This is a genomic window from Paenibacillus sp. OK060 (assembly GCF_900101205.1).
Classification (GTDB): Bacteria; Bacillota; Bacilli; order Paenibacillales; family Paenibacillaceae; genus Paenibacillus; species Paenibacillus marchantiae.
The window spans coordinates 466,035-491,164 of record NZ_FNFR01000005.1 but is presented as its reverse complement, the minus strand read 5'-3'; the positions used below and the strand labels follow the sequence as shown (position 1 = coordinate 491,164).

Genomic DNA, 25,130 nt, shown 5'->3' with positions numbered 1-25,130 from the left:
TCATCTTGCGTTCAGTTTCCAAGCAAAGCTTGTTCTACTTCATCCAGAACCTGACCATAGGCAATCGGTCCAAATCCAGCTACCCAGACCGTGTTGTCCACCATGTAGACCTGGTTACTTTTCACAGCTTTCAGGCCTTTCCAGACTGCATTGTCACGCAGCTTAGTGAGTGCTTGTTCGTTATCTGCTTCACTACCGGAGATGATCATGAAAATACGATCCGGATTCAATTCAGGCAACAATTCGAGCGACACATTCTCAATAACTTCATTCATGACGATGCCTGCTTTGGCAAGATCAGGTGCATGGAGTCCGGCTATATCGTACAGCAGGTTCGGAGAATAGAAGGCGTCAGGTGATTTGTCACTTGGAGCAAATACCTGAATCTGCTTATCGGTCAAACGAAAAATCAGAATGGTGTCATCCGCGGCATCGCTGGCAGCAACCTTGGTGCCCAGATCCTTCGCCTTTTGATACAACTGATCCACGATTTCGTCTGCCTCTTTTTCTTTGCCTAATACTTTGGCTGTGTCCTTGAACCATTCAAGCGAATTGCTGAAGTAGCTACTCATATAGACTGGTCCAATTGCGCTGATTGCGTCGTATTCATCAACAAGTACTTCATTGGACAGAATGAGATCAGGCTCTGTGTCTAGAAGTGCTTCCTTGTTGAATTCATTAACTGAACCGAGTGGAATGACGCCTTCGAGCTTGTCCTTCAGATAGGCAGGCATCTCCTGACCGACTTGGGTCACCATGGCGTATGGTTTCATGCCCAATGCCACGAGGTGATCGGCATACGCATAGGTCAAGCCAGCGATACGCTTGGGTTCAGCAGGAATATCAACAGGACCCTTAATACCCTCAACGGTGCGTGTCTCTGTACTGATTGCCTCGCTATCCGACGATGAGGTGCCGTTGGTGCTCTCTGTTGACTCACTGGTTGTGGAAGTGGATTCACCCGTAGAAGCTTGTTCGGCCTTGGAGCACCCGGCAACCAGAATAAGCAGCAGCATTAGCATGATGCTTGCCTTCAAATTGGTTTTGAATCCACGTTTGTTTCTTCTATCTGTATTCATATGTGCATGTTCCCCTTTACTGATTATCATTCTCAATTACTAGTATAGGAGAGAAGATTCCGTGCGTCGAGGCACAAAAGGAACCATTCACATGCACGATAGTGACCGAAGGCGCTCGGGAATTTCCCGTAATAACAGATCATGCGAGAAGGCATTATAGCTGCCGAGTACATAATTCATCTGATCCAAATAAACCCGCCCCCGCTTCACCGCTTCCCGCGCTTTCCACCAGGGTGAGTTCAACCATCTCTGCCGCTCGGCATCACTGACCGAAGGGTGGAACACCAACATGATGTAATCGGCATCAAGATCGTCCATTTTCCAATCCTCAGCAATATAATGGCTTTGCTGTTCATGGATCAGGGAAGGGGTGGACAATTGCAGATCCTGATACAGGACCGCGCCCATATGGCGGTAGCCAGCAACAAAACAATCCTGACTTCGAACGAGTAACGACACGATTGAAGCAGAGCCAATCTGCTGACGAAGATGGGTTGCAGCCTGATGGGATTTCTCATCATATTCATCCAGCCAGCTGTAAGCTTGTTGATTTCGTCCGGTAGCCTCAGCAATTTCGAGGAACTGACTGCGCCAGTCCTGGGATTGAAAAGCAATCGTCTGTGTAGGTGCAATCTGGTGCAACTGCTGAACATGTGCCTCGTCTGCATATTCACTGGTCAGAATCAGATCCGGTTCAGCCCGGAGCAATGTAGTTGAATCGGGTGCTTTCCCTTCATAGGCATTCATGAAAAGCGTATGATCCAGCAAAGAGGTTTCGGCTTTGAAAGAAGGACCCGTTGCGGCGCAAGGCTCCAGTCCCAGTGCTAGCAGATGACCTGTATATTGATTATTCATGGCGGCCACCCTGATCTGGCGTGGATTTGAATGAATATAGACGGTGGGCGAGAGGCCCACGGTTTTTTTGAATATACGACTGAAGTATAAAGGGTTGTTATAACCCACTTGAGCGGCTACATCCTGTATGGAGCTTTGTTGCCTGGTGAGCAGCCGTTTGGCATGATGCATTCGAATGTCGGTCAGATATTCTTGCGGACTTTTGCCCACGTTTTTCTTGAAAAAACGGGAGTAGTACCCCTCGGAGAAACCTGCCCGTTCGGCAAGCTGTTGGCGTGTAATCGGCGTCTGATAGTTCTGCTCCATGTAACGCAGCGCATCCAGTACAAGACTGGCCGAGTCATAATCGGAGGTGGATTCAAGCCGTTCTCCTACATCTGCGACCCATTGCAGAAATTGTCCTTGGATACGAATCTGCTGCCAATGATTATGCTTCTGCCAGAGTATATGCAGTTCTTTGATTAACTCGCGTTCATGGGATTGCAGAATACCCACACGGTTATGCTCAAAAAGGGGAGGGAGAATAAGAGCCTCTTCGGAATCCTCTCTATTCGAGACTTGCCCCTCTATCTCCAACGCGATGATGCGTAATGGATCTGCGGAAGTCTGTCTAATCTGCAGCTGCTTGCCATCCTGGAGAAAAATAAAATACCCTGCCTTAAGATCGCAATGCTGACGATTCACGGTCAGACAGATCTCTCCATCCTCCAGCAGCAATAACAGTTGTCCTTCTGTATGTGTGAACGGGTTGCCGTTAGAGGGCAGCCCGGTGTGGTGCTCAATGGATGTAAGATTGTACATTGGCATATCCCTCTCTATGAAGCCGATTTGAGTATGTGTTAAAAGGCATTAAAGTCAAAGCCTATGTATTATCTTATCATTCTAGCGAGTAACAGAAATGCTATCAATCATCTTCGATGTTCCCTTCGTTGTTCTCCCATCCTCTTTAATGATCCAGTACGCGATGATAATTGCTTTAATAGCGTTTACATTGAAATTCGAAGTGAAACACCAAAATTAAATGGATTATCCTTATAAAACGCTCGATCTGCCGTTGATTATGTATGCCAAATGTGGGTTCGATTTTATAAGCTTATTCTGTAGGCCAGAGGCTTCTGGATTATACAAAAATAAAGGATAAAGGAGAGTTTTTGTGAACGCGAACACAATCGCAAAAGAACGCCTTCCCTGGTCAGCTCTACTCGCTTTGGCCATGGCTGGATTTATATGCATTCTTACAGAAAGCCTCCCGGCGGGGCTGCTGCCGCAAATAGCGAAAGATCTGAATATCAAAGAGAGTCTTGCTGGACAGCTCGTCACTTTGTATGCGGTGGGATCTCTTCTGGCGGCAATTCCGCTGACGATAGCAACTCGTGGATGGAAACGCAGACCGCTGCTGCTATTATGCATCTTTGGTTTTCTGATTTTCAATACGATTACGGCCGTATCTTCAGTATATGGTTTGACCCTTGCTGCACGCTTCATGGCGGGTGTATCTGCTGGAGTGTTGTGGGGGATGACTGCAGGTTACGCACGCCGCATGGTTTCAGACACGTTAAAGGGAAAAGCGATGGCTGTCGCCATGGTGGGAACACCGCTCGCCCTTGCATTGGGCGTTCCCTTGGGAACCTTTTTGGGCAATTACGCAGGATGGCGTCTTATTTTTGGAACAGTCTCATTATTGACGGTAGTGCTTGTATTGTGGGTGCTCTGGAAAGTACCTGACTATGAGGGGGAGCCTGCACGTCATCAGCTTGCGCTTCATCGGATTTTTGTTATACCGGGGGTTCGTCCCATATTGTTTGTTGTTCTGACCTGGGTACTGGCCCATAACATTCTGTACACGTATATCTCACCTTATCTGGGCGAGACGATGCTGTCCGAAAGGGTGGACCTGGTTCTGATGATCTTTGGAGTGACTTCGGTAATCGGTATATGGATTGTTGGACTGTTGATTGACCGTTACATGAGATTATTGATTCTGGTTAGCCTTGTTCTATTTGCGCTGGCATCGCTGGCAATGGGGATCTTTATCCATCAACCGATAATGATCATTCTGGGAGTAGTCGCTTGGGGGCTTACATTTGGCGGAGCGGCTACGTTATTACAGACTGCAATTGCGCAGGCCGGAGGCAAAAGTGCCGATGTTGCCCAATCCATGCTGGTGACAGCATGGAACTTGGGGATCGGAGGGGGAGGGATCGTCGGAGCCATCCTGCTGGAGCAGACAGGCGCTCGTTTCCTACCTATTTCCCTGATCCTGTTGATCGTTATGGCCTTACTCGTCGCCTGGTTCGCCAGTAAACATGGTTTTCCAAGACAGGTTAAGGACCGATGATCGATGAAACATTTACACCGGATTCGTTCCTTCGATGAGATTTTTGGTTGCAATAGGTGAGGACATCGCGATGAGGGTGGTGTAGGTACCGTATTGATCGCATCGGTCTCCAAATGCTTCAAGACCAGCAATCGAATCTGTCATGATCTTCAACAGGTAATTATGCTCTCCGCTCACGCGATGACATTCGATCACTTCGGGTGACGAACGGCAGAAATCAAGAAAGGCATGACAATCCCGTGTGCGAAAAAGAAGATAGGAAGTACTCGACCTCCCTATTTTCTGCGGGGAAATGATAGTACGGTACTCTTCGATTACACCGCTTTCTTCTAGACGCTTCACGCGTTCCGTTACGGCGGGTTGAGATAAACCGACCAGCTTGCCCAATTCCGTCATGGATAGCCTTGCCTGGTTTTGCAAATGAAAGAGGATATTAGTATCGATTTGGTCCATAAGATGGCCTCCTTTTAAATTATAGGAAATATTTTGTGAATGCCTTTATATTCATTGTAGATTAAAGCAGATAACTTGGTTGTCTTATGTAATATGAATGAGATCATTTATATAATAAGCACACTTACTTTAAATAATCAAGCACGTGGCACATGGAGGGGAAGAGAGAAATGGGAGACAAAGATATGAAGTTTAATTCTGCATTTGTAGAAGAAGTGATTCACCGTACGTTGGCAGAAAAAAGAATTGTGGGTTCCGTTGTTCAGATTGCGTGGAAAGGGGAGCTGGTCTACAACAGCGCGGATGGCCTCGCCGATCGGGAACAGAACAGACGCATGCAAGAAAATGCGCTGTTCAGGTATGCTTCTGTAACCAAACCGATTGTATCCACCGCCGCCATGGTATTGATATCCCAAGGTAAATTAAAGCTGGATGACCCGGTTATGAAATGGCTGCCTGAATTCCGTCCCAAACAGCCAAATGGGGAAGTGGCCTCCATGACGGTTCATCATCTGATGACACATACGGCGGGTTTAACGTATCGTTTTTTTCAGGAAAACGGAGGAACGTACGAACTTGCCGGAGTATCAGATGGAATGGATATCGCTGGCATTACGCTGGAAGAGAATTTGCAGAGGATTGCTTCTGCTCCACTGCTGTATGAGCCCGGGAAGATGTGGAGATATTCGATTGCAACTGATGTACTCGGTGCAGTTATTGAGAAAGTGACCGGGCTGACACTGCGAGAGGCAGTACAACTGCTCGTAACTCATCCGCTGGGCATGAAGGATACGGATTTTGTCACAGTGGACTCGGAGAGAATGACGGCTGCCTATGCGGACAGTTCCGACATTTCTGGGCAACCTCGTCGCTTGCGTGATGAGGACCAGGTTCCTTTTATTGAAGGAACGGCAGGCTTCCAACTTGCACCCGAAAGATACCTTGATCCATCGGCCTATCTCTCGGGTGGTGCGGGCATGATAGGAAGTGCAGGAGACTTTCTTATATTGCTTGAAACGCTGCGTCAAGGTGGAGGTTCGCTTCTTCCTAAAGCGCTGGTCGCCGAAATGACGACTAATCAGATTGGCGATCTGGAGATGCCTTATTGGCCAGGCAGAGGATTTGGGCTGGGATTCACGGTGCTGAAAGATCCGGTTGAGGCGGGTACTTTGGAATCTACTGGAACGTGGCGCATGGGTGGAACCTACGGTCACTCGTGGTTTGTTGATCCAACAAAAGAACTGAGCGTTGTCGCTTTTACGAATACGGCTCTGGAGGGCATGTCAGGCAGATTCACAACTGAACTTTGCGAGGCAGTCTATGAGGGGATTGAGCGAAAGAGATAAGTTGTATTATGGATTTATATGGAAAATTATGATAAGGTAGAGCAGCAGATTACAGTGAAATCTAAATTTGATTCCGAAATGAGATGAGAAGATGGATCGCATCCGCAATTACCTGTTTGTTTTCGCAGGCAATTTTCTAGCTGCCTATATGATCTTTCCTGAAAGAACCATTGGTAAATCCGTGATGTTTGCTGCACTGATGCTGTTGCTGTGCATGGGGATGGATTTCATGAAAAGCAAACGGAAAGCAAATCCAGTTCAGTAATTCCGCATCGATCATCGAAAAAGGTAAGCTGTCATCATAGATCGGTTCCGGTGGGGACTTGAAGTGATGCTGTGGTGAATTAATCTCGACAATAGTTAAAGAGGGAGTAAGTATATTTATATGCAGAAAAGCAACTGATTAATTTCAGTTGCTTTTCTTTGTAGTGAATCTTATTCTACTGACGAACGTTTCAGTACGAGACTAAGCTGTCGTACATAAGGTGCTAACTCGCTAACTGAATCCAAAAAGTTGATATATACCCGTAGAAGAGTACCATTAGGCTTGGGTTGTCCTAACTCTAACTTTAGCCATTCGATAACCTCAAGCAGTTCATTCTGAATGGGCTCTGGCCGTGGTAGCTCGCGGATTTTATCGGCAAAAAACTTCAGAAGATCATCTAGATTGTCCTGCCGGGTCTGGTCATCTGGTGGATTGATTTCGTTAAAAAAGGCACTTGATGCCTTGAGCACAGGTTGGGCTTTGCTTGCGATCAAATCTCCGATAACAACATCCAGCCGATCCACAATAAATCCAGCCAAATTAGCCATGGGAGCAGCAATCACCGCTTGAAAAGTGTGAAACAAATATTCTTTGACCATGCCGCGGAAGATAGCGACAACATCCCCGAGATATGGGAGAATAGGCTCGCCGTATGTTTCATAGAAGCAATCCTGATGTAAGGTTAGCAGAGAGGCACGTTTTTTTCTCCATTCGATTAGAAAGTTCTCATTACTTGTGACCGGCAGCTCTTTAAACTCACTGGTGAAAAAATAATTTTCAAGCATATATTGCAGCTGAAATTCGATCTTTTGGCGCAGTACTTCTTTTGGTGGAAGCCCCTCCAGCCGAAGTCTCCGATCAAGCTCCCTTGCCTCTTCGAACAGGATTCTGTGTACCTCGACAAATACCCCGGTAAATAAATCTTCCTTAGAGGAAAATACTTTATAGATGCTCGCCTTGGCCATGCTACAAGCTTCTGCGATGTCCTGCATGGAGGCTGAGAAATATCCTTTTTCTCTAAAAATGCGCATTGCTGTATCGACGATTAGTTGTCTTTTGAATTGTTCCATTTTAACCACCCCTTCACATTCTGACATGTCTTCTTAATGTGGTCAATAAAGGAAATTGACGAAAAAACTACAAAGTCATATAATGAACCTGTTAGTTTTTTTGATTTATTTCTAGGGAGGTGAGCCAGAGCATTCGCTTTGGCGCAATATGAAAATTAACGAACAGATTGAAATGCTAGTGCTTACTCTTAAGATGGGCGAGCATGATTTTGTTATTAACCCGGTGGCAATCCGTGACGAGCAATCTTATGTATTGGTGGATACCGGAATGCCTGGTTCTTACGGCCAAATCACGGAGCTTTTGATCCAAGCGGGAATTGACCCTGCGGCCTCTCATTCCATTATTTTAACCCATCAGGATATCGATCATGTAGGCAGCCTGCCGCAGTTCAAAGGCGAAGGTATAGAGGTGTATGCCCATGCGGATGACCAGCCTTATATCGATGGCCTAAAGCCGATGATTAAATTCAGCGGGGAACGCAAGGAAGGGCTGATTGCCTCACTTCCGCAGGATCTTGCTACTGCATTTGAAGCTACTTTTTCTGGAAAGGAAAAGAATGTGACCACGTTGCTGGCAGACGGAGAGAAACTGCCTTTCGGCGGCGGACTGACTGTAATCCATACACCAGGGCATACGCCAGGACATATCAGCTTGTATCATGAGCCTAGTAAGACACTCATTGCAGGTGATGCATTAAATGTTGAAGACGATAAGCTGATAGGCCCTAATCCGACAGTTACGCCAGATATGACATTGGCATTGGAATCACTCCGCAAACTGAAGGCTTATCCAATAGAGACTGTAATTTGCTACCATGGAGGCATTTTTAAAGGCGATGTTCAACAGGCCCTAGATAAAATAACGGAGAACCTGTAATGGATGGTACCGGCGAAGCCCGGGTTGCGTTGTGGAAAAAGAGTAAGTGGGTCCGTTTTGTGATAACCTTTGCCATTGCTGTCCTTGGTGGATTTGTTTTCCAACTGATCCATATGCCAATTCCCTGGCTACTTGGATCCATGGTGTTCCTCGTGATCGGCTCCAGATTGTTTAAAGGAATCACCTTATACTGGCCTGGACAAGTCCGCGATACCGGCATGGTTATCATCGGCTATACCCTAGGGCTTTCGTTCACCTTGTCGACCTTAACGCAGATCGGACTTCAGTTGCCGACGATGATTCTGTTCACATCTCTGCTGTTGTTATGTGCCGGGGCCATTGCGTATTTAATTTCGAAATTATCCGGTATTCCTTTCCCAACGGTGCTCATGGGCAGCATTCCCGGAGGACTCAGCCAGATGATTACGTTGGCCGAAGAAGTGAAGGGTATTGATATCACTGTCGTCACCTTTTTACAGGTATCTCGCCTGATGATGATTATTTTTTGTGTGCCGCTGCTGATCTTCAGCCCATTGTTTCATGTCAGTGGCAACCATAGCGCCGTAGCTGCTGCTGCGAGCGGATCTGCTGCGTTATTTCCGCATACTTTGGTCTTTGCCGCAGTATGCGTACTTAGTGCGTTCATCGCAAAGAAGATCAAGATGCCAACGGCCTTTCTGCTTGGACCAATGATTGGTACGATCCTGCTTAATTTGACCGGGTATGAGGGTCATGCGTTGCCACCCGTCGTACTCAGTCTTTCACAACTGATGATCGGGGGCTACATTGGGCTGCTGCTGGATCTGGAGAGTCTAAAGAACAAAGCAAAAATCGTTTTGCTCGCAATATTGAGTGGCGTGCTGCTAATTGGGGTCTCTATGGGACTTAGCTTGCTGCTGACACGAATGCATGACATCACAATCGTCACTGCATTTCTCAGCCTATCGCCAGGCGGTATGGACCAAATGGCCCTCATCGCTAAGGAAGTCAACGGCGACCTGTCGATTGTAACGTGCTATCAGCTCTTCCGAACCTTGTTTATCTTTTTTGCAGTTCCGCCGGTGTTAAAGCTGGCTTTCCGATCGTTGCTGAAAGGAAAAAAAGATACTATATAAAATGGACAAAAGAGAGAAATGGAGAGGTGAGCAGGATCGAGGCTAAGAGGCGAGAAGGTGTGGGGAGAAAGAGTGGGGCGAGAGGATGAAGGTGTCTTAAGTATGGTTCACGGTGGCTTAAGGGTGTCTCAAAGGTGACTCAATCACCGCCCAACTACCTCCCAAGTGTAAATAGAGGCATTTATGTACCTTTATTATAAGGAATAAAGGGGCTGGCTTCGATTAAGGGCAATTTTTTGCTTATAATAGAGCTAGCTGTAACATCTTATGAACTGGACTTGGGGGAGAGTGAATTTGTTTACAATCAAGGAAGTATCTGAAAAATTAAATTGCCCTGCTCATACGATCCGATTTTACGATAAAGAAGGACTTTTACCCGATATTCGTAGGGATAATCACGGCAACCGGCTTTTTGAAAAACGAGATATAGACTGGATTCGCTTAATAACATGTTTTCGTGCCACAGGAATGAGCGTAGCGGATTTGAAAAAAATCGTTGACCTTGCCTTGCAGGGAGATGAAACGATCGGACAGCGCAGAGCCATACTAGAATCCCATCAAGCGGAGATCAAGAGAAAACAGCAAGTGCTAAATGAGGCTTTTGAAGCGGTTAGCCAGAAGCTTGAAGTGTATAACGATATAGAAAAGGGAAATCCTGAGGAACGTTTTCTCACGTACATTGGAGAATTAGATACAACCATATAAGTCGAGATTTTGACAAGTCACTCTGTGTAAGAATAGGGTGGCTTTTTCTGTAATCAAAAACTTGCCTTAAAGTGCACTTTAAGATATATGCTAACATGGTTAAAAAAATTTCATCGGAATGAGAAAGCAGGAGAGACAGGATGAAGTATGTAATAATCTTGTTCGTACTCGTATTAGTGATTTTCTGGGTCGTAAATTATTACCCGCCTCTTGGAGGGAAAAGTTCAGCGGATAGTAAGCGGCGTATTCATGATTCCGCTAACTTTATCGATGGGAAGTTTCACAATCAAATACCGACATCGATGGATTATAGTTTAAAAGATACCGTTGGAGCCCTATACGATACGATAAAAGGAAACCCCAATGGCCGACCAAAGGTAACTCTTCCAATGGAGATTTTTGATGCAAAAGCATTTTCAGACAGTGCCGAGGATCAAGTCATGTGGTTTGGTCATTCGACCCTCTTGATGAAGGTCAGTGGAGTGAAGCTTCTGCTAGATCCAGTATTCAGTAAATACGCCTCTCCCGTTGCTTGCGCGGGGCCAAAGAGATATAGCAATAAGCCGCTAGCACAGATTGAGGATTTGCCTGACATCGATGTCGTCTTGATATCGCATGACCATTATGATCATCTGGACTATGAGTCTATCCGTAAGCTAAAAGGAAAGGTCAAACAATTTATCGTTCCGTTAGGGGTCGCTGGACATTTGACAAAATGGGGTGTAGATCCGAGCCAGATTAAAGAGCTGGACTGGTGGGAAGAAGCATCGTATCAAGGGTTAACCTTCGTTAGCACGCCCGCAAGACATTTCTCTGGCCGCGGTATCCGTTCTGGTTCCTCGTTATGGAGTTCCTGGGTTATTCAAGGTAAACAATCGAATGTATATTTTAGCGGGGATAGTGGTTATGGTCCTCACTTTAAGGAGATTGGCGATAAATACGGTCCGTTCGATCTTGCCCTCATAGAGACAGGTCAATATGATGTGAAATGGGCCAACATTCATATGGTTCCTGAGGAGTCCGTGCAAGCGTATCAGGATGTAAAGGGTAAAGTAATGATTCCTATTCACTGGGGAGCATTCACCCTGGCATTGCACAGTTGGACAGACCCCATTGAGCGCGCGAAAGCAGCTGCGGATAAGCTAGGTGTAGCTTTGGCTACGCCAAAAATTGGAGAAAAGGTGATTATCGGTTCAAGTGTATTTCCTACTTCAAGCTGGTGGGAGTCTATTGAAAAATAATACTTGCCTTAAAGTGAACTTTAAGGGTTACGATAACTCAAGAGCCAAGCTCAATTCGTGATCTGGAGGGAATACACTTGAGTAAAACCATTTTAATCACAGGTACATCAACAGGCTTCGGTAAAGAATTGGTTCTTCAATTTGCGAAGCGTGAATGGAATGTCGTCGCTACCATGCGGGATACATCGAAAGCTGCCGCTGAATTTAGCCAATATAGTAATGTACAAGTGCTGGCCCTGGATATTACTAATCAGGAAATGACACACGAGGTTGTGGATGCGGTAACGCGCCAATATGGACGAATTGATGTGCTGCTCAATAATGCCGGATATGCTCAAGCAGGTATTTTTGAAGAAGTATCCGTTGACCAAGCACGTCAGCAATATGAAACGAATGTGTTTGGTGTAATGACCACCATTCAAGCCGTTCTTCCACAGATGCGGGAACATCGCTCGGGTCACATTATCAATATCTCATCTATGGGCGGCGTACAAAGCTTGCCAACGCTGTCTATCTACTGTAGCTCTAAAGCAGCGCTTGAAAACCTGAGTGAAGGTCTGGCCGCTGAGGTTAAGGGCTTGGGTGTAAACCTTACCCTTGTAGAGCCTGCAGGATTCAAGACAGGTTTCCAAGGAAATACTCAAGAAATTACAAGCGATATCCCGGACTATCAAACGCTGTATGATTGGTATAATGATCTTGCTGAGACCGCGCCTTATGGCGATGTTGAAAAAGCCATGTCAGCGGTTGCTGATATTGCCGGCACAGACAATCCTCCAAGAAGACTGGCTCTCGGAAGCATGGGGCTTGTGATGGCGCGTACGCAGCTGAATGGCATGCTTGAGGAATATGACAAGTGGGAACACATTACGGCAAGCGCAGATTAAATAGAAAGAAAGAGGAGTGGATAATACATCCGCTCCTCTTTTGCATAATAAAGAATCCATCATCTATTTAATGTTAAGGCGACGAACCTGATTTTGATGAGATTTTGAGACCATATTTCGACGTGTTACAGTCAGGGCTCAAACTTTAACCTGCTTTCGGGAGGAGAGGCAGAGTCCACTTTATCCGGCTCCCATTTACTTGATCACTAATGTTCATTACACTTGGTTTATAGTACTTACTTAATCCAAACTCAGATGTTCAGGGGGAATATATTTATGCATCAATCCGCACATATTCAGGAAGCCAGAGATTACATATTAAACCGTATTAATAACAAGCCTGTCGTGGGTATGATTCTGGGATCAGGGCTGGGAGCGCTCGCGGACGAGATCGAGAATGCTACCGTCATTCCATATACGGACATTCCTTATTTTGCTCAATCCGAGGCGATTGGTCATGCTAACGAATTGGTCATCGGAGAATTGATGGGCAAGACTGTCGTAGCTATGAAAGGACGCCTTCATTATTATGAAGGGTTTACGCTGGATGAAGTCACGTTCCCAGTCCGGATTATGAAAGCACTGGGTGTCGAGCAGTTGATTATCACCAATGCTTGTGGAGCGATCAATACCAGCTTCGAACCTGGACAGCTTATGTTGATTACCGATCATATCAATCTGGTAGGCAACAATCCGCTGATGGGACCGAATAATGCAGAGCTGGGCGTGCGTTTCCCGGACGTATCACAGGTATATAATCGCGAACTCCGCAGTATCGCCCTGAAGGTAGCGGAGGAGCAGAATGTTGGTTTGCAGCAAGGGGTATATGCATGGTGGAGTGGTCCGGCGTATGAGACTCCAGCAGAGATTCGCATGATTCGTACGATGGGTGCGGATGCTGTGGGTATGTCGACGGTACCTGAAGCGATTGTAGCCATTCATGGCGGCATGAAGGTGCTGGGTATTTCCTGTCTGACCAATATGGCTTGCGGAATTCTGGATCAGCCGTTAAGTCATGATGAAGTGATTGAAGTCGCGGCAAAAGTGAAAACAACCTTCATCGGACTGGTTAAAGGTATTCTGAAAGAGATGTAATTCGGAATCGAGAAGGAAGCTCTACTTTCAAAGCACTAATATATTAAGCATTGTCCAAGACGGAGGGAATTCCGTAGGGCAGTGCTTTTTTTACAAATGAACATGTGCAAAATATTCCTATATCGGTCAAAACGACCTATAATAATAGAGATTCAAGCTATAGGCTGAAAAAGGAGACTGATAGAAATGGAAGAATTGGGCCCCCATGAACACGTCATTTTTGAGAGGATTCATGCAAACTGGTTAAGAGGTTTTGAAGGAGTAGGAGGAAAGCTTTTTCTAACTAATGAACGATTAGTTTTTATTCCTCATGGTCTGAATTTTCAGACGGAATGGGTTCAAATCGAGATCTGGGCTATGACTAAGATTGAGAAAAGTGCGACATGGGGACTAATCCCTAACGGAATTACCATTACATTAGACAGTGGACATGTCTTCAAGTTTGTTGTCTGGAATCGTTCTAAGATCATCAAGGAGATTGTACAAGCCAAGAGAATGAATAACGAAATAATGTAAGTTTCAGATGAAGTACATAAACCAAAAAATGTGGGATAATAAAGTGAACGGATTCTGCTCTGGCCAGATGAATTTATTAAATCCTCACAGATTAATCATGCATTGAAATCTATATAGACAATATTAATAACATGATATGCACTAAAAAGGCTATACAATGGGCACTGTCTATACGGAATTAATCCGTTGGGCGGTGCTATTTGATTTGGCAAAATGATGGGATTAACAAGATCGTCATGCACTCCCTTGTATTTCCTATCTCTGATATCGTACAGTTAGATTTTCTATATCATTAGACTAGACAATCTATAAAGCGCACAAGAAGGAGGATGTAGGATGATCAAGCAAGCAGAACTGCTGTGGCAACGTATTATTGCAAAAGGGACGGTAGCAAATGCAGATTTTGAGGTAGCACTGAATCTTCAACCTGGTGCGAGCGATGAAGATTTTCGATCCGTAGAAAACGAACTTGGCGTGACCTTGCCTGAAGAGATGAAGGCTCTGTATCGTGTGCATAACGGACAAGCCTGGAATGTTGGCGTAGATTCCTTTGTTCGTAACCTGACATTGTCACCTCTGGATCAGGTGAAGGAGAACTGGGCCTTTTTGCAGGAAGAATTCGACCCGGACGAGATGGAGCCCGAGATTGAGGATGATGCCATTAAGCCAGTACTGTGGAACTGCAAATGGATTCCGATTGCAGAAAATGGCGGTGGGGATTATCTATGTCTGGACACAGACCCATCAAGTTCTGGAACCGTGGGACAGGTATTGTACTTTTGGCATGATTGGGGACATCGGTCGGTTGAGGCTAAGGGATTATTTGAATTTATTCAGAAATGTATAGAAGAAGAGGACGAATCGAACGGTTCCGCTTAATCATTAAGCGGAAGAAAGAGATTTCCCGTGTAAAATAGTGGCGTAGAAAAATAAATCGCTCCCTGGAGTGCAGGCATCAAGCCGCACCAGGGAGCGATTTATTTGTGTAGGATTTAGTAGGATACGGGCCAGAGCAACAGCAGTGAACATAGAATCAGACCTGAACCGCCGCCCAAGGTATAGACCGTGAGCTGGCGGAGTAAGGACTTTTTCCAGAACGGCAGAGCTGTCTGGGTGCGAATCCGTTCATTTTCCCGTTGCAGGGCGTTCGATTCTCTGACAAACATGCGCTTGAGATCACCGAATCCTTGCAGAAAGGGGTTCATGAACCCAGTCTGCAGCACATGGATTGCTGTTCCGGCCAAGAGACATATCAGACCGGCGACAAACAGCTGGTCTGAACCTTCATGTAGGCCACCGGAGCCGCCTAGTATTCCGCAGAAGTCCAGCAGATAGGCGGCCAGAGCCGTTATCAGACCGGCCATAGCGTAACGGATAAACATTACTCGGCTACCCGCTTGGTGAAGCGGAGATCCGGGTTGGAACGAGTGTCAAAGATAACGCCCTCAATACTAGGACTAATCAATGCAGTGTCGGCAGAGAAGAGGATCGGTATAATTGGCAGATCGTCCATTAGAATGGCCTCGGCTTGATGCAGCTCTTCAAACCGTTTAACTGGATCAAGCTCAAACGTGGATTCACTGATCAGCTTGTCGTATTCAGGATTGCTCCAGTTGGTGAAGTTGTTGGAGTTCTTCGATGTGTAGTGTTCCAGCACACCCAGCGGATCGAGGAAGTTTCCTTCCCAACCCATACGTGCGACTTGGAAATTCTTTTGCTTGAAGGTATCGATGTAAGTTTTCCATTCTTGATTCTCCAAGTTGACTTCAATACCCAGATTAGTTTTGAGCATTTCCTGAATGGCTTCGGCTACTTTTTTATGTTTGTCGGACGTATTGTATTTGAAGGTAACTGTCGGGAGTGCAGATAAGCCTTCTTCCTTCAATCCTTCCGCCAGCAATTCTTTGGCTTTTGCCGGATCGTATGCATAATATTGGGTTGGCGCCTCTTCCCGGAAATCTTTGCCGGATGGTGCTGTTACGCCGTAAGGGACATATCCGAACGCGGGTGTTTCACCGCCCTTGGTTACACTTGTCGTCAACGCTTCACGATCAAGTGCATAAGCTAGGGCCTGTCTGATCTTTTTGTTCGTGAAAGGTTTTTCCTCCACATTGAAGGAGTAGGTATATACGCTGAACGAAGGATGGGACAGGAACTCGGCATTGTTCCGCTCCTGATCAAGCGTATCCACTGGCAGGGAGAGGATCAGGTCAAGCTCACCCGTTTTGAACAGTTGATAGTACGTGTTGGAGTCCTGAACCATTTTGAAATGGATGGTATCCATTGTGATGTTGGATTTATCCCAGTATTGATCATTTTTGGCCAGTGTAATTTGTTCATTGTGTTTCCATTCCTTAGCAATGTAAGGACCGTTACCTACAATCGTATCGGCTTCTGCTGCCCACTTCTCATTGTTGTCCACAACGGAAGCTTGAACCGGCAGATAAGCATGGCCAACGACAATGGTTGGGAAGAAGGCCAGCGGAGATTTCAGCTCAACCACCAGTGTATGGTCATCTTTGGCTGTCACACCGACATCCTCAGCTTTTCCTTTTCCCGTGTTATAAGCTTCTGCACCCTTAATGTAATACAGAGAAGAGGGGTCGTAAGCGGCAGTGGCAGGGTTCAATACACGTTTCCAAGAGTATTCAAAATCCTTGGCAGTTACAGGTTCGTTATTCGACCATTTTGCATCGTCGCGGATGGTAAAGGTGTAGGTTTTACCGTCCGGTGATACATCGACTTTGCTTGCTGCCCCTTCAACGATTTTGCCTGATTTGTCGTATGTATACAGTCCCTCATACAGATTATCAATCACCCAGTAGGATGTTGTGTCAGATGCCAGTGCAGGGTCCAGTGTGTATGGTTCTCCACCGGCCAGATTGGTGTTCAGTACTTGCTCAACGTTTGCCGCTGCTGCCTGATTGTCCGGTTTTGAAGCAGTGGCACCATTGTCAGTTGTCGAACTGGAGCATGCGCTCAAGGCAACGGATGCTGCGAGCAAGAGAGAGACGGTCCAGTTCGTTTTTGTTTTGTTCATTTGTTCATTCCTCCATTAATGATTAATTCGTGTTATTCGTAAAGATGACATGCTACCCAGTGTCCTGTTTCGACCTCCCTTCCGGCAGGCATGCGGTTTGCGCAAACATCCATCGCGGCAAAACATCGTTGATGAAACGGACAGCCCGCCGGGGGATGAATGGGACTGGGCGGATTCCCTTGAAGCCGAATACGCTCCCTTTGCCCTTTTAAACGGGGATGTGCGGCGGGAATGGCCGACAGTAGCGCCTGAGTGTAGGGGTGGAGCGGATTAGCAAACAGATCGTCCCGTCCGGACAGTTCCATCATTTTACCCAGGTACATGACTCCGATCCGGTCGCTGATATGCTTCACCATAGCCAGATCATGCGCGATAAATAGATACGTCAGTTCCTCTTCGCGCTGCAGGTCCTTCAGCAAATTGACGATCTGTGCCTGAATGGACACATCCAGCGCGGAAATGGGTTCATCGGCGACGATGAAACGTGGCTTGACGGCAAGTGCCCGGGCAATCCCGATGCGCTGGCGCTGTCCTCCACTGAATTCATGGGGGAAGCGGTGGGCATGATCCGGGTGAAGCCCGACGCGCAGCAACAAGTCTGCGATGATGTCTTTTCGCGCTTTTCCTCGAGCCAGCTTGTAAGCATCCAGCCCCTCAGCGATAATATCTCCGATGCAAAGCCGCGGGTTAAGCGAAGCGTGCGGGTCCTGAAAGATCATCTGCAGATGGCGGTTCAACTCCCGCTTCTCATGCGGTTTGGCCTGTCCGGTATCTTGTCCGTTAAACAAAATCTGTCCTTCCGTAGCTTTCAGCAGCCCCACGATGGTTCGACCTAGTGTAGATTTGCCGCTGCCGCTCTCGCCGACAAGCCCGAGTGTCTCTCCCCGACGGATGTTCAGGCTGATGCCGTCAACCGATTTGACGGTCAGATTGGACGGGCCGTGAAAATGCTTCTTCACATTGCGAATTTCAATTATAGATTCGGTCATGCTCATTCCTTTCTGCCGGGATACGGTCATCCACTCGAGGAGCTCGAGGATCGTTTAGCCAGCATCTGGCACTGTGTTTTGATGAAAATATGGTTGCATCAGGCATTTCCGTCAAACAGATATCCATCGTGTGCGGACATCGGTCTGCGAACGGACAGCCAGGCGGGAGCGCAGCAATATCCGGGGGCGAGCCCTCAATAGGAATTAGCCTGTCATGTTCTGTATCATCCAGTCGCGGGGTGGACTGGAGCAGTCCCCACGTATATGGATGGCGTGGCCGATCAAAGATATCCTCCACCGTGCCGGTCTCCACAATGGTGCCTGCATACATGACGGCAACGCGGTGAGCCACTTCGGCGACAACGCCCAGGTCATGGGTAATCAGCAAAATTGAACTGCCCGTTTGCTGCTGTAGGCTGCTTAGAATATCCAGAATCTGCGCCTGAATGGTAACGTCGAGAGCGGTCGTTGGCTCATCGGCGATCAGAAGCTTGGGATCACAGGCAAGTGCCATCGCAATGGCAACCCGCTGACGCATTCCGCCGCTAAATTCATGAGGATATTGATGATAGCGGCTTGGTGCATCAGGAATACCCACGAGGTTTAGCAGTTCTACAGATCTGGCCCGGGCATCTTTTGGCGAGAGTTTGCGGTGCTTGCGAAGTCCCTCGCCGATCTGAATACCGACCTTCATCGTTGGATTCAGAGAAGACATGGGGTCCTGGAACACCATGCTGATCTCGGAGCCTCGGATTCGGCGCATGGCTTTAGCGGATAATCCGCTGATAACCCGCCCCTCAAAGCGGATTTCGCCGCTGCGAATACGGCCGTTCGGTGACGAGAACATCCCCATCAGGGAACGGGCGGTTACGCTTTTTCCACTCCCACTTTCGCCGACGATGGCAAGTGTCTCTCCTTCATCGACGTGAAAAGAAACATCTCTTACAGCTTCAAGTTCTTTATCACGTGTGGCAAAGGAGACCTTCAAATGATTGACCTCCAGTAAATGACTCATGGTGTGAACCTCCTTAACGGTTGGAGCGCGGATCAAAAGCATCCTGCAGCCCATCGCCGAAAGCGTTAAATGCAAACATGGTGAGCGAGATCATTAGACCGGGAAATAACAGTCTCCACCATTGTCCACTCAGAATGACCCCAAGCGAATCGTTGGCCATCGTCCCCAAGCTAGCGATGGGTGACTGGATACCGAGTCCTAAAAAGCTCAGAAAGGATTCGGAGAAAATAGCCGATGGAATCGTGAAGGTCAGGTTGACGATAATGATTCCAGCCGCGTTGGGCAGCAGGTGCCTGAAAATGATCTTGGCATGGGATGTGCCAAGCTTCTGCGCCGCGAGCACGTATTCCTGTTGTTTCAATTGCAGGATCTGACCTCGGACGACGCGGGCCATCCCAACCCAACCAGTAATGGACAGGGCAATAATCATCGTTAACAATCCCGGTTTCATAACGACAAGAAGTAGGATGATAACCAGCAAATACGGGATACTGTACAAAATTTCAATGATTCGCATCAAAAGGCTGTCGATTCGATCTCCTGTCCGTCCCTGTCCGGCGCAGTAACCGGCGATTCCGCCAATCAGGACGCCAAGCACGAGGTCTATGGCTGCGGCAGTAAAGCCAATCAGCAGGGATATACGAGCTCCTGACCAGGTACGGGCCCACATATCCCGTCCGAGATCATCCGTGCCAAACCAGTGATCAGCGGAGGGTGGCAAATTGGTCTTGAGCAGGGACTGTGAGCTTGGCGAGTAGGGAACCAGTAACGGACCTACCAGAGCCAGCGCAATAATGACAACGAGCAACAACAAACCAAGCAAGGATAATCGATGACGAAAAATACTGTATGTACGTTGCTTCCATAAGGGAAGACCCGGGCTGGATATGCGGTTCGCACTCAATCGGCTTCGATCTGCCGGTGTGAAGCGAGGGTCCGATGTAATGGGGTCTGTAGTTGTAGCTTTCATGCTAATCTCCTTTGCTGGAAAGCTTGATTCTCGGATCGACGATCCGGTACGACAGGTCGATCAGGAAGAGGGTTACGACCAGAATGACACTGTAAAAGATCGTCGTTCCCATGATGACCGGGTAATCACGGTTAAAGATGCTGTCCACGAAATATTTGCCGATTCCCGGAATGGCAAATATCTTCTCAATCACGAAGGTGCCGGTGATTACGGAGGCGAAGAGCGGCCCGATAAAAGATAATACCGGAATGAGCGCGTTTCGCATTCCATGCCGGATGACGACTGACCAGGTAGATAATCCTTTGGCTTCTGCTGTTCTTATGTATTCCTGCTGCAGCACATCCAGCATGCTGGTCCGCATGAAGCGAGCGATGACAGCCAGTGGTGTTACCGACAAAGCCAGCGAGGGCAGTATCGTATGCTGCCAGGTTCCCCAGGATGCAACGGGGAAGAGCCTCCATTGGACAGCCGCATATTTAATGAGCAGCGGTGCAAGAATGAAGCTCGGGACGGATATCCCGATGATGGCAATGAACATGGATATGTAGTCCAGCGGCCTTTTGTGGAACAGGGCGGCAACCGTGCCCAGTGCAATGCCTGCAATCAGTGCAATGACAATGGACTGGATGCCAAGAAGGGCGGAGGGCGGAAACCCTCGTGCGATCAATGTGTTGACATCGGTCGTTTTGGACTGGATGGAGGGTCCCAGATCCAGCACCAGCAAATTTTTCAAATACAGTGCATACTGGACAGCAAGCGGTTCATCCAGATGGTATCTTGCACGCATATTTTGCAGGACAGCTTCAGGTATCGTTTTGGAATCGTTGGAAAAAGGGTCTCCAGGGATCATGTGCATGATTAGAAAAGTCAGCGTCACAATGATCCAGAGCGTCAAAAGCATGGTGAAAAAGCGTTTAACAATATACATGATGCAAATCTCCTGTTCTGTTTCTCTAAGCACTCTTCCCATTTAATCTACTACTGTTCAATTAATAATCGCACAGAAATGCCACATTCGATGTAGAATGCGAGAAACTATTAAAAGCTGATAAGAATACTAGGTATATTAAAGTGGTTTGCATATATTGTCAACATAGGTTGTCAGGTTTTTCGCCTGGGAAAACGCTCAGAATATAAAAATAGCTTGCTTTTTCCTGTATAATTGGAGTCGAATGAACTTATCAAATCCCCCATAGACCAATGATCCACCGAATCCAATATAGACAATATGAATAGCTAGAATACAGAATAAAATAATTGAAAAATAAGGAGCCCTTCCAATGAACCAAGTAACCATGCGTCAATCCAAGCAGGCAGATCAGGAGCACCTTGCTGAGTTGCGAGCTGTGGTTCTATATGATGATTTAAACAGGTTGAAAAGGTACGATGAGGTGAAGGTCCGTGAACGTTTCCGTAATACATTTGACCCTGTCCACACGTGGATTATTGAGGTCGAGGGTGCACTGGTGGGGTGTGTAGCGTTGAAGCCCAAGTCAGAGGAGATGCTACTTGAGCATTTCTATATTCATCCCGATTATCAGGGTCAACAAATAGGAACTCAAGTGCTGAATATGCTGCTGAAACGGGATGAGGTCCGGGGCAAACGTGTTACTTTAAATGTATTGCAGGGCAGTCCGGCTCGGCGTTTGTATGAACGTTTTGGGTTTGTTTTGGACAGTGAAGATGAGGTGGATGTGTTCATGTCCGTTCAAGTGCAGTAATCGTTACGGTCAAAATAGCAGCATCTAACAGACCCATTCATTTAATTCTTGAATGGGTCTATTGAACTTTTCTATTATACTTTCCAGTGACGGTATCCTAATATGGATAATAACCTACTTTTTATATAGGAATTATATAGTATGGAGAATACCAAGATGCCGCATTGGAAGCGAAATCTGTATATTCTGTGGTTTGGCCTATTTTTTAATCATATGGCTTACACCTTGTCTGTGCCGTTCTTTCCGCTGTTTCTGCAAAATGATCTCGGTATTCAGAGCGGATTGGAAGTCTGGTCCGGCATTTCGATCTCGATCAGCTTTCTGATCAGCGGACTATGTGCTCCTTTCTGGGGCTCGCTGGCTGACAGATATGGAAGCAAACTGATGCTGATTCGTTCGGGCGTTGGCCTCGCCATTGCTCATCTGGCTAACTATTTCGTTTATGACCCTTACACGTTTATCGCTGTGCGGATATTTCAAGGACTCATGGCTGGTTTCAATCCTGCATCTATTACGTTGGTCGGCACCAATACACCGGAGAAGCATGTAGGTTATGCGCTTGGTGTCATCTCTACATCCACGGCTGCCGGAGGCATTCTGGGACCGCTTGTGGGTGGAGTACTAAGCCATTGGATCGGGCTGCGAGGATGCTTTATCGCCTCGGGAATCATTACGCTGCTCTCGGCTGTGATGGTGATATGGGTAAAAGAAGCCCGCGGCCCCCGCACTGTGGTTCGCACAAGTATTCTGGGTGATCTGAAAAAAGCTGCCTCCACTCCGGGATTAATGCGGATCTATGGTTTGATTTTACTCGTTTCAACTTCCGTGCTCATTATTGAACCTGTATTGACGCTTTATGTGGTCCAGATTGGTGGAGACGTTAGTAGTGCAACGCTTAGTGCAGGAATCGTCTTCTCAGCCATCGGCGTGGCAACGGTAATAATGGGGCCGCGCTGGGGACGGATTGGTGGGAAAATCGGATACGAGAAAACGCTGTTTATCGGCCTGCTGGGCGGCGGCATTGGTAGTTTACTGCAACTGACGGCGTATAACCTCATTTATTTTGGAAGTTTGCGATTTGTCTACGGTCTGTTCTTTGCTGCCGTGTATCCGGCCTTGAATGCGTTAATCATCAAATATGCTGACCGTGATTTCCGGGGAAGGGCTGTCAGTCTGAGTCAGACTGCAAATCAATTCGGTATTGTACTCGGCCCGTTACTCGGCGGTTTTCTGGGTGGATGGACGGGGATTCCTTTTATTTTTCTCCTAACGGGCATTGTCCTTCTGGGAGCAGCCTGGACAGTCCGGTTAAGCGAAAGGAACGAGGCGAATAAACCGGGATTGGGCATGGCAGCAGCAGAAGCAGGCGGAAACAGCATAAAGAAATGATGAAATGATCCTCAGAGAAAAAAAGGTACTTGGACTGAATTAAATGGTCATCACTACAACATAGGGAGGAATTAATATGTCACAACGACGATTGAGATTGGGAGCAAACTTGAATGGAGTGGGAAATAGCATCTCTTTTTGGCGACACCCGGATATTCCGATCAATGCCAGCGTAAATCTGGATTTCTACAAGAAACAGGCGATTAAGGCGGAGGAAGGGAAATTCGATCTTCTCTTTATTGCCGACGGCCTCTTTATTAACGAGAAATCCAACCCGCATTTTCTGAATCGTTTTGAACCTTTAACCCTGCTCTCCGTTCTCGCAGGAGCAACCTCACATATCGGGCTGGTTGCGACGTTGTCTACCTCATATAGTGAACCATTCACAGTGGCAAGACAATTTGCTTCCCTGGACCATATTAGTGGCGGACGAGCCGGATGGAATGTAGTCACTTCGCCACTGGAAGGCTCGGCGCTGAATTTTGGCAAAGGTGAACATCCGAACCACGCGCTGCGCTACGAAATTGCAGAAGAACATCTGAATGTGGTCAAAGGGCTGTGGGATTCATGGGAGGATGACGCGTTTATCGGGGATAAAGAGAACGGTGTTTTCTTCGACCCATCCAAACTGCATACGCTGAACCACAAGGGAGATCACTTCTCCGTTCAGGGTCCACTCAATGTGGCGCGCTCGGAGCAGGGACATCCGGTCGTTTTCCAGGCAGGTTCTTCCGAATCCGGCAAGGATCTGGCGGCCCGATCGGCCGATGCTGTATACACGGGGCATGAGACGTTAGAGGAAGCTCAGGAGTTCTATTCGGATGTGAAGGCAAGAGCGGTGGCTTATGGGCGTAAGGCAGAAGATATCCTGATCTTCCCTGGCATTGGTCCTATTGTGGGTAGAACGGAGGAAGAAGCGGAGCGCAAGTATCAGGAAATCGCGGAGTTGGTCGATATTGACCATGCGCTGAATTATTTGGGACGTTACTTCGATCATTATGACTTCGCCCAATTCCCATTGGATGAGCCCTTCCCCGAGATTGGTGATTTGGGAATTAATAGCTTCCGCAGTACAACAGACAAGATCAAGCAGCAGGCACGAGAACAGGGACTGACCCTCCGCCAAGTGGCATTGCTTGCATCGACGCCTCGCACTTCTTTTATCGGTACACCGGATCAGATCGCTGATCAGATTCAGGAGTGGTTCGAAGGCGAAGCTGCGGACGGTTTCAATATTCGCACAGTTGTGCCGAACGGACTCGCGGACTTCGTGGACCTGGTCGTACCTGTCTTACAAGAGCGAGGCCTGTTCCGTACCGAGTATGAGCATGAGACACTGCGCGGTAATCTGGGGCTTGAGATTCCACGCAATCGATATACATTGGAGACGGTAAAATAAATCAATTATCGCACATCGAACTTGCTTCCAGTTCAGAATGCTTTAAAAGCGATCCAGACAGCCCCTATCATAACGACAATCCCGCATACCTTGCTCAAAAAGTAATCAAAGTCGCTAGGCTCGACATCGTTCGCCCAGAACGAACGAAGTGAGAGGTAGAAAAGGAAGTCTTGAAATTTTTGATAACGGAAGCTGCACCATCCGAAAATCACTGCGGCTAATGCGAGAAACAGATAACCTGGAGCACCACGAGTGTAATGATATTCTGGGTAAGCGGCTGTTACAAGCGTTGCAGGAGAGAATTGTTCTTCCCCATCCTGAAGTACTCTCTGACTGCCAACGTACAAGAAGACCTCGGAAACGCTATTGCCTTTTGCATCAAAACTTATTAATTGTCCGGAATGATCTTGGACTTCATACTTGTTCCCGTTAGGATATGTCAACTTATACGTTGTACTAAACGCAGAATCAATTTTCGTGATGATATATTGCTGATGATTGATGTAAACAGTCCGTTCCTGATGATCAAGGCGTACTTGAATAGGATCTGCCGTTCCGCTGCGATAAGTCATTAGATTACCTTGATCAATATCCAATGTGTACTTGTTGTTCTCAACATGGAAAATCGGCTCTGTGAAATAAGGTCTGGACAGGATCGCGATGATTACGGACAGGACCAGAACGCATGAAAAGAAAATGAAGGTGGGGGACTTCATTTTTTTTGAGTGACTCTCCCATATAAACGCCATCCTTTCCATTTAGTTC

At 47.1% G+C, this 25,130-nt stretch carries 25 protein-coding genes; 14 read left to right on the top strand and 11 right to left on the bottom strand.

Annotation, left to right across the window (positions count from 1 at the left end; all coding sequences use genetic code 11):
• Nucleotides 1-11 precede the first annotated feature (11 nt).
• Complete coding sequence (locus BLS14_RS20770; RefSeq protein ID WP_176854651.1) at nucleotides 12-1,079, bottom strand: ABC transporter substrate-binding protein; 1,068 nt, start codon at nucleotides 1,077-1,079, stop codon at nucleotides 12-14.
• Nucleotides 1,080-1,166: 87 nt separating this feature from the next.
• Nucleotides 1,167-2,735, bottom strand: a complete 1,569-nt coding sequence (locus BLS14_RS20765; RefSeq protein WP_176854649.1) for an AraC family transcriptional regulator — start codon at nucleotides 2,733-2,735, stop codon at nucleotides 1,167-1,169.
• Between the two features lie 412 nt (nucleotides 2,736-3,147).
• Between BLS14_RS20765 and BLS14_RS20760 the strand changes: the two genes are divergently transcribed.
• Nucleotides 3,148-4,272, top strand: coding sequence for an MFS transporter (locus BLS14_RS20760; RefSeq protein WP_090953884.1), 1,125 nt, complete (start codon nucleotides 3,148-3,150; stop codon nucleotides 4,270-4,272).
• A gap of 12 nt (nucleotides 4,273-4,284) precedes the next feature.
• Here BLS14_RS20760 and BLS14_RS20755 read toward each other — a convergent pair whose 3' ends face one another.
• The gene (locus BLS14_RS20755; protein WP_063565290.1) at nucleotides 4,285-4,725 is read right to left on the bottom strand and encodes an Lrp/AsnC family transcriptional regulator; all 441 of its coding nucleotides are present in this window, start codon (nucleotides 4,723-4,725) and stop codon (nucleotides 4,285-4,287) included.
• 185 nt (nucleotides 4,726-4,910) lie between these two features.
• On the opposite strand from BLS14_RS20755, the gene BLS14_RS20750 reads away from it, so the two are divergent.
• On the top strand, nucleotides 4,911-6,071 hold the full coding sequence (locus BLS14_RS20750; protein WP_256336617.1) for a serine hydrolase domain-containing protein: 1,161 nt from the start codon (nucleotides 4,911-4,913) through the stop codon (nucleotides 6,069-6,071).
• A gap of 91 nt (nucleotides 6,072-6,162) precedes the next feature.
• Nucleotides 6,163-6,336 (top strand): hypothetical protein, encoded by a 174-nt coding sequence (locus BLS14_RS32690; protein WP_176854647.1) that lies wholly within the window; start codon nucleotides 6,163-6,165, stop codon nucleotides 6,334-6,336.
• Between the two features lie 170 nt (nucleotides 6,337-6,506).
• On the opposite strand, the gene BLS14_RS20745 is transcribed toward BLS14_RS32690, so the two are convergent.
• On the bottom strand, nucleotides 6,507-7,406 hold the full coding sequence (locus tag BLS14_RS20745; protein WP_176854645.1) for a TetR/AcrR family transcriptional regulator: 900 nt from the start codon (nucleotides 7,404-7,406) through the stop codon (nucleotides 6,507-6,509).
• A gap of 148 nt (nucleotides 7,407-7,554) precedes the next feature.
• Between BLS14_RS20745 and BLS14_RS20740 the strand changes: the two genes are divergently transcribed.
• The 8 genes from BLS14_RS20740 (at nucleotide 7,555) to BLS14_RS20705 (ending at nucleotide 14,721) form a co-directional block, all read left to right on the top strand.
• Complete coding sequence (locus BLS14_RS20740) at nucleotides 7,555-8,283, top strand: MBL fold metallo-hydrolase (protein ID WP_090953715.1); 729 nt, start codon at nucleotides 7,555-7,557, stop codon at nucleotides 8,281-8,283.
• The gene (locus tag BLS14_RS20735; RefSeq protein ID WP_090953714.1) at nucleotides 8,283-9,398 is read left to right on the top strand and encodes an AbrB family transcriptional regulator; all 1,116 of its coding nucleotides are present in this window, start codon (nucleotides 8,283-8,285) and stop codon (nucleotides 9,396-9,398) included. The genes BLS14_RS20740 and BLS14_RS20735 overlap by 1 nt, the downstream gene beginning before the upstream one ends.
• Nucleotides 9,399-9,692: 294 nt before the next feature.
• A complete protein-coding gene (locus tag BLS14_RS20730; RefSeq protein WP_231952412.1) occupies nucleotides 9,693-10,103 on the top strand; it encodes a MerR family transcriptional regulator in 411 nt (136 codons plus the stop codon).
• Nucleotides 10,104-10,243: 140 nt separating this feature from the next.
• Nucleotides 10,244-11,344, top strand: a complete 1,101-nt coding sequence (locus tag BLS14_RS20725) for an MBL fold metallo-hydrolase (protein WP_090953712.1) — start codon at nucleotides 10,244-10,246, stop codon at nucleotides 11,342-11,344.
• Between the two features lie 77 nt (nucleotides 11,345-11,421).
• On the top strand, nucleotides 11,422-12,231 hold the full coding sequence (locus BLS14_RS20720; RefSeq protein WP_176854643.1) for an SDR family NAD(P)-dependent oxidoreductase: 810 nt from the start codon (nucleotides 11,422-11,424) through the stop codon (nucleotides 12,229-12,231).
• 276 nt (nucleotides 12,232-12,507) lie between these two features.
• Entirely contained in the window at nucleotides 12,508-13,326 is an 819-nt protein-coding gene (locus BLS14_RS20715; RefSeq protein ID WP_076287857.1) for a purine-nucleoside phosphorylase, read from the top strand.
• A gap of 186 nt (nucleotides 13,327-13,512) precedes the next feature.
• On the top strand, nucleotides 13,513-13,842 hold the full coding sequence (locus tag BLS14_RS20710) for a GRAM domain-containing protein (RefSeq protein ID WP_063565294.1): 330 nt from the start codon (nucleotides 13,513-13,515) through the stop codon (nucleotides 13,840-13,842).
• A 336-nt stretch (nucleotides 13,843-14,178) separates the two neighbouring features.
• Complete coding sequence (locus tag BLS14_RS20705) at nucleotides 14,179-14,721, top strand: SMI1/KNR4 family protein (protein ID WP_090953708.1); 543 nt, start codon at nucleotides 14,179-14,181, stop codon at nucleotides 14,719-14,721.
• Nucleotides 14,722-14,834: 113 nt separating this feature from the next.
• Here BLS14_RS20705 and BLS14_RS20700 read toward each other — a convergent pair whose 3' ends face one another.
• Genes BLS14_RS20700 through BLS14_RS20675 form a run of 6 tightly spaced genes read right to left on the bottom strand, consistent with a single transcriptional unit; the run spans nucleotide 14,835 to nucleotide 20,784 of the window.
• Nucleotides 14,835-15,224 (bottom strand): DUF3899 domain-containing protein, encoded by a 390-nt coding sequence (locus BLS14_RS20700; RefSeq protein ID WP_090953706.1) that lies wholly within the window; start codon nucleotides 15,222-15,224, stop codon nucleotides 14,835-14,837.
• Nucleotides 15,224-16,882, bottom strand: coding sequence for a peptide ABC transporter substrate-binding protein (locus tag BLS14_RS20695; RefSeq protein ID WP_090953705.1), 1,659 nt, complete (start codon nucleotides 16,880-16,882; stop codon nucleotides 15,224-15,226). Before BLS14_RS20695 ends, BLS14_RS20700 begins: the two co-directional genes overlap by 1 nt.
• 32 nt (nucleotides 16,883-16,914) lie before the next feature.
• Nucleotides 16,915-17,871 (bottom strand): ABC transporter ATP-binding protein, encoded by a 957-nt coding sequence (locus BLS14_RS20690; protein WP_090953704.1) that lies wholly within the window; start codon nucleotides 17,869-17,871, stop codon nucleotides 16,915-16,917.
• Nucleotides 17,852-18,886, bottom strand: coding sequence for an ABC transporter ATP-binding protein (locus BLS14_RS20685; RefSeq protein WP_063565299.1), 1,035 nt, complete (start codon nucleotides 18,884-18,886; stop codon nucleotides 17,852-17,854). The genes BLS14_RS20690 and BLS14_RS20685 overlap by 20 nt, the downstream gene beginning before the upstream one ends.
• Before the next feature lie 13 nt (nucleotides 18,887-18,899).
• Nucleotides 18,900-19,856: an ABC transporter permease gene (locus BLS14_RS20680; RefSeq protein ID WP_063565300.1), complete on the bottom strand. Its 957-nt coding sequence runs from the start codon at nucleotides 19,854-19,856 to the stop codon at nucleotides 18,900-18,902.
• Nucleotide 19,857: 1 nt separating this feature from the next.
• Entirely contained in the window at nucleotides 19,858-20,784 is a 927-nt protein-coding gene (locus tag BLS14_RS20675) for an ABC transporter permease (RefSeq protein ID WP_063565301.1), read from the bottom strand.
• 352 nt (nucleotides 20,785-21,136) lie between these two features.
• Between BLS14_RS20675 and BLS14_RS20670 the strand changes: the two genes are divergently transcribed.
• The 3 genes from BLS14_RS20670 to BLS14_RS20660 all read left to right on the top strand — a co-directional run bounded on the left by BLS14_RS20670 (nucleotide 21,137) and on the right by BLS14_RS20660 (nucleotide 24,365).
• Nucleotides 21,137-21,577, top strand: a complete 441-nt coding sequence (locus BLS14_RS20670; protein ID WP_090953702.1) for a GNAT family N-acetyltransferase — start codon at nucleotides 21,137-21,139, stop codon at nucleotides 21,575-21,577.
• Nucleotides 21,578-21,718: 141 nt separating this feature from the next.
• Nucleotides 21,719-22,966 (top strand): MFS transporter, encoded by a 1,248-nt coding sequence (locus tag BLS14_RS20665; protein WP_090953700.1) that lies wholly within the window; start codon nucleotides 21,719-21,721, stop codon nucleotides 22,964-22,966.
• Nucleotides 22,967-23,042: 76 nt separating this feature from the next.
• Nucleotides 23,043-24,365, top strand: coding sequence for an LLM class flavin-dependent oxidoreductase (locus BLS14_RS20660; RefSeq protein WP_090953698.1), 1,323 nt, complete (start codon nucleotides 23,043-23,045; stop codon nucleotides 24,363-24,365).
• Nucleotides 24,366-24,397: 32 nt separating this feature from the next.
• Here the strand turns inward: BLS14_RS20660 and BLS14_RS20655 are convergent, their stop codons facing one another.
• Nucleotides 24,398-25,081, bottom strand: a complete 684-nt coding sequence (locus BLS14_RS20655) for a DUF6199 family natural product biosynthesis protein (protein ID WP_090953696.1) — start codon at nucleotides 25,079-25,081, stop codon at nucleotides 24,398-24,400.
• Between the last annotated feature and the right edge of the window lie 49 nt (nucleotides 25,082-25,130).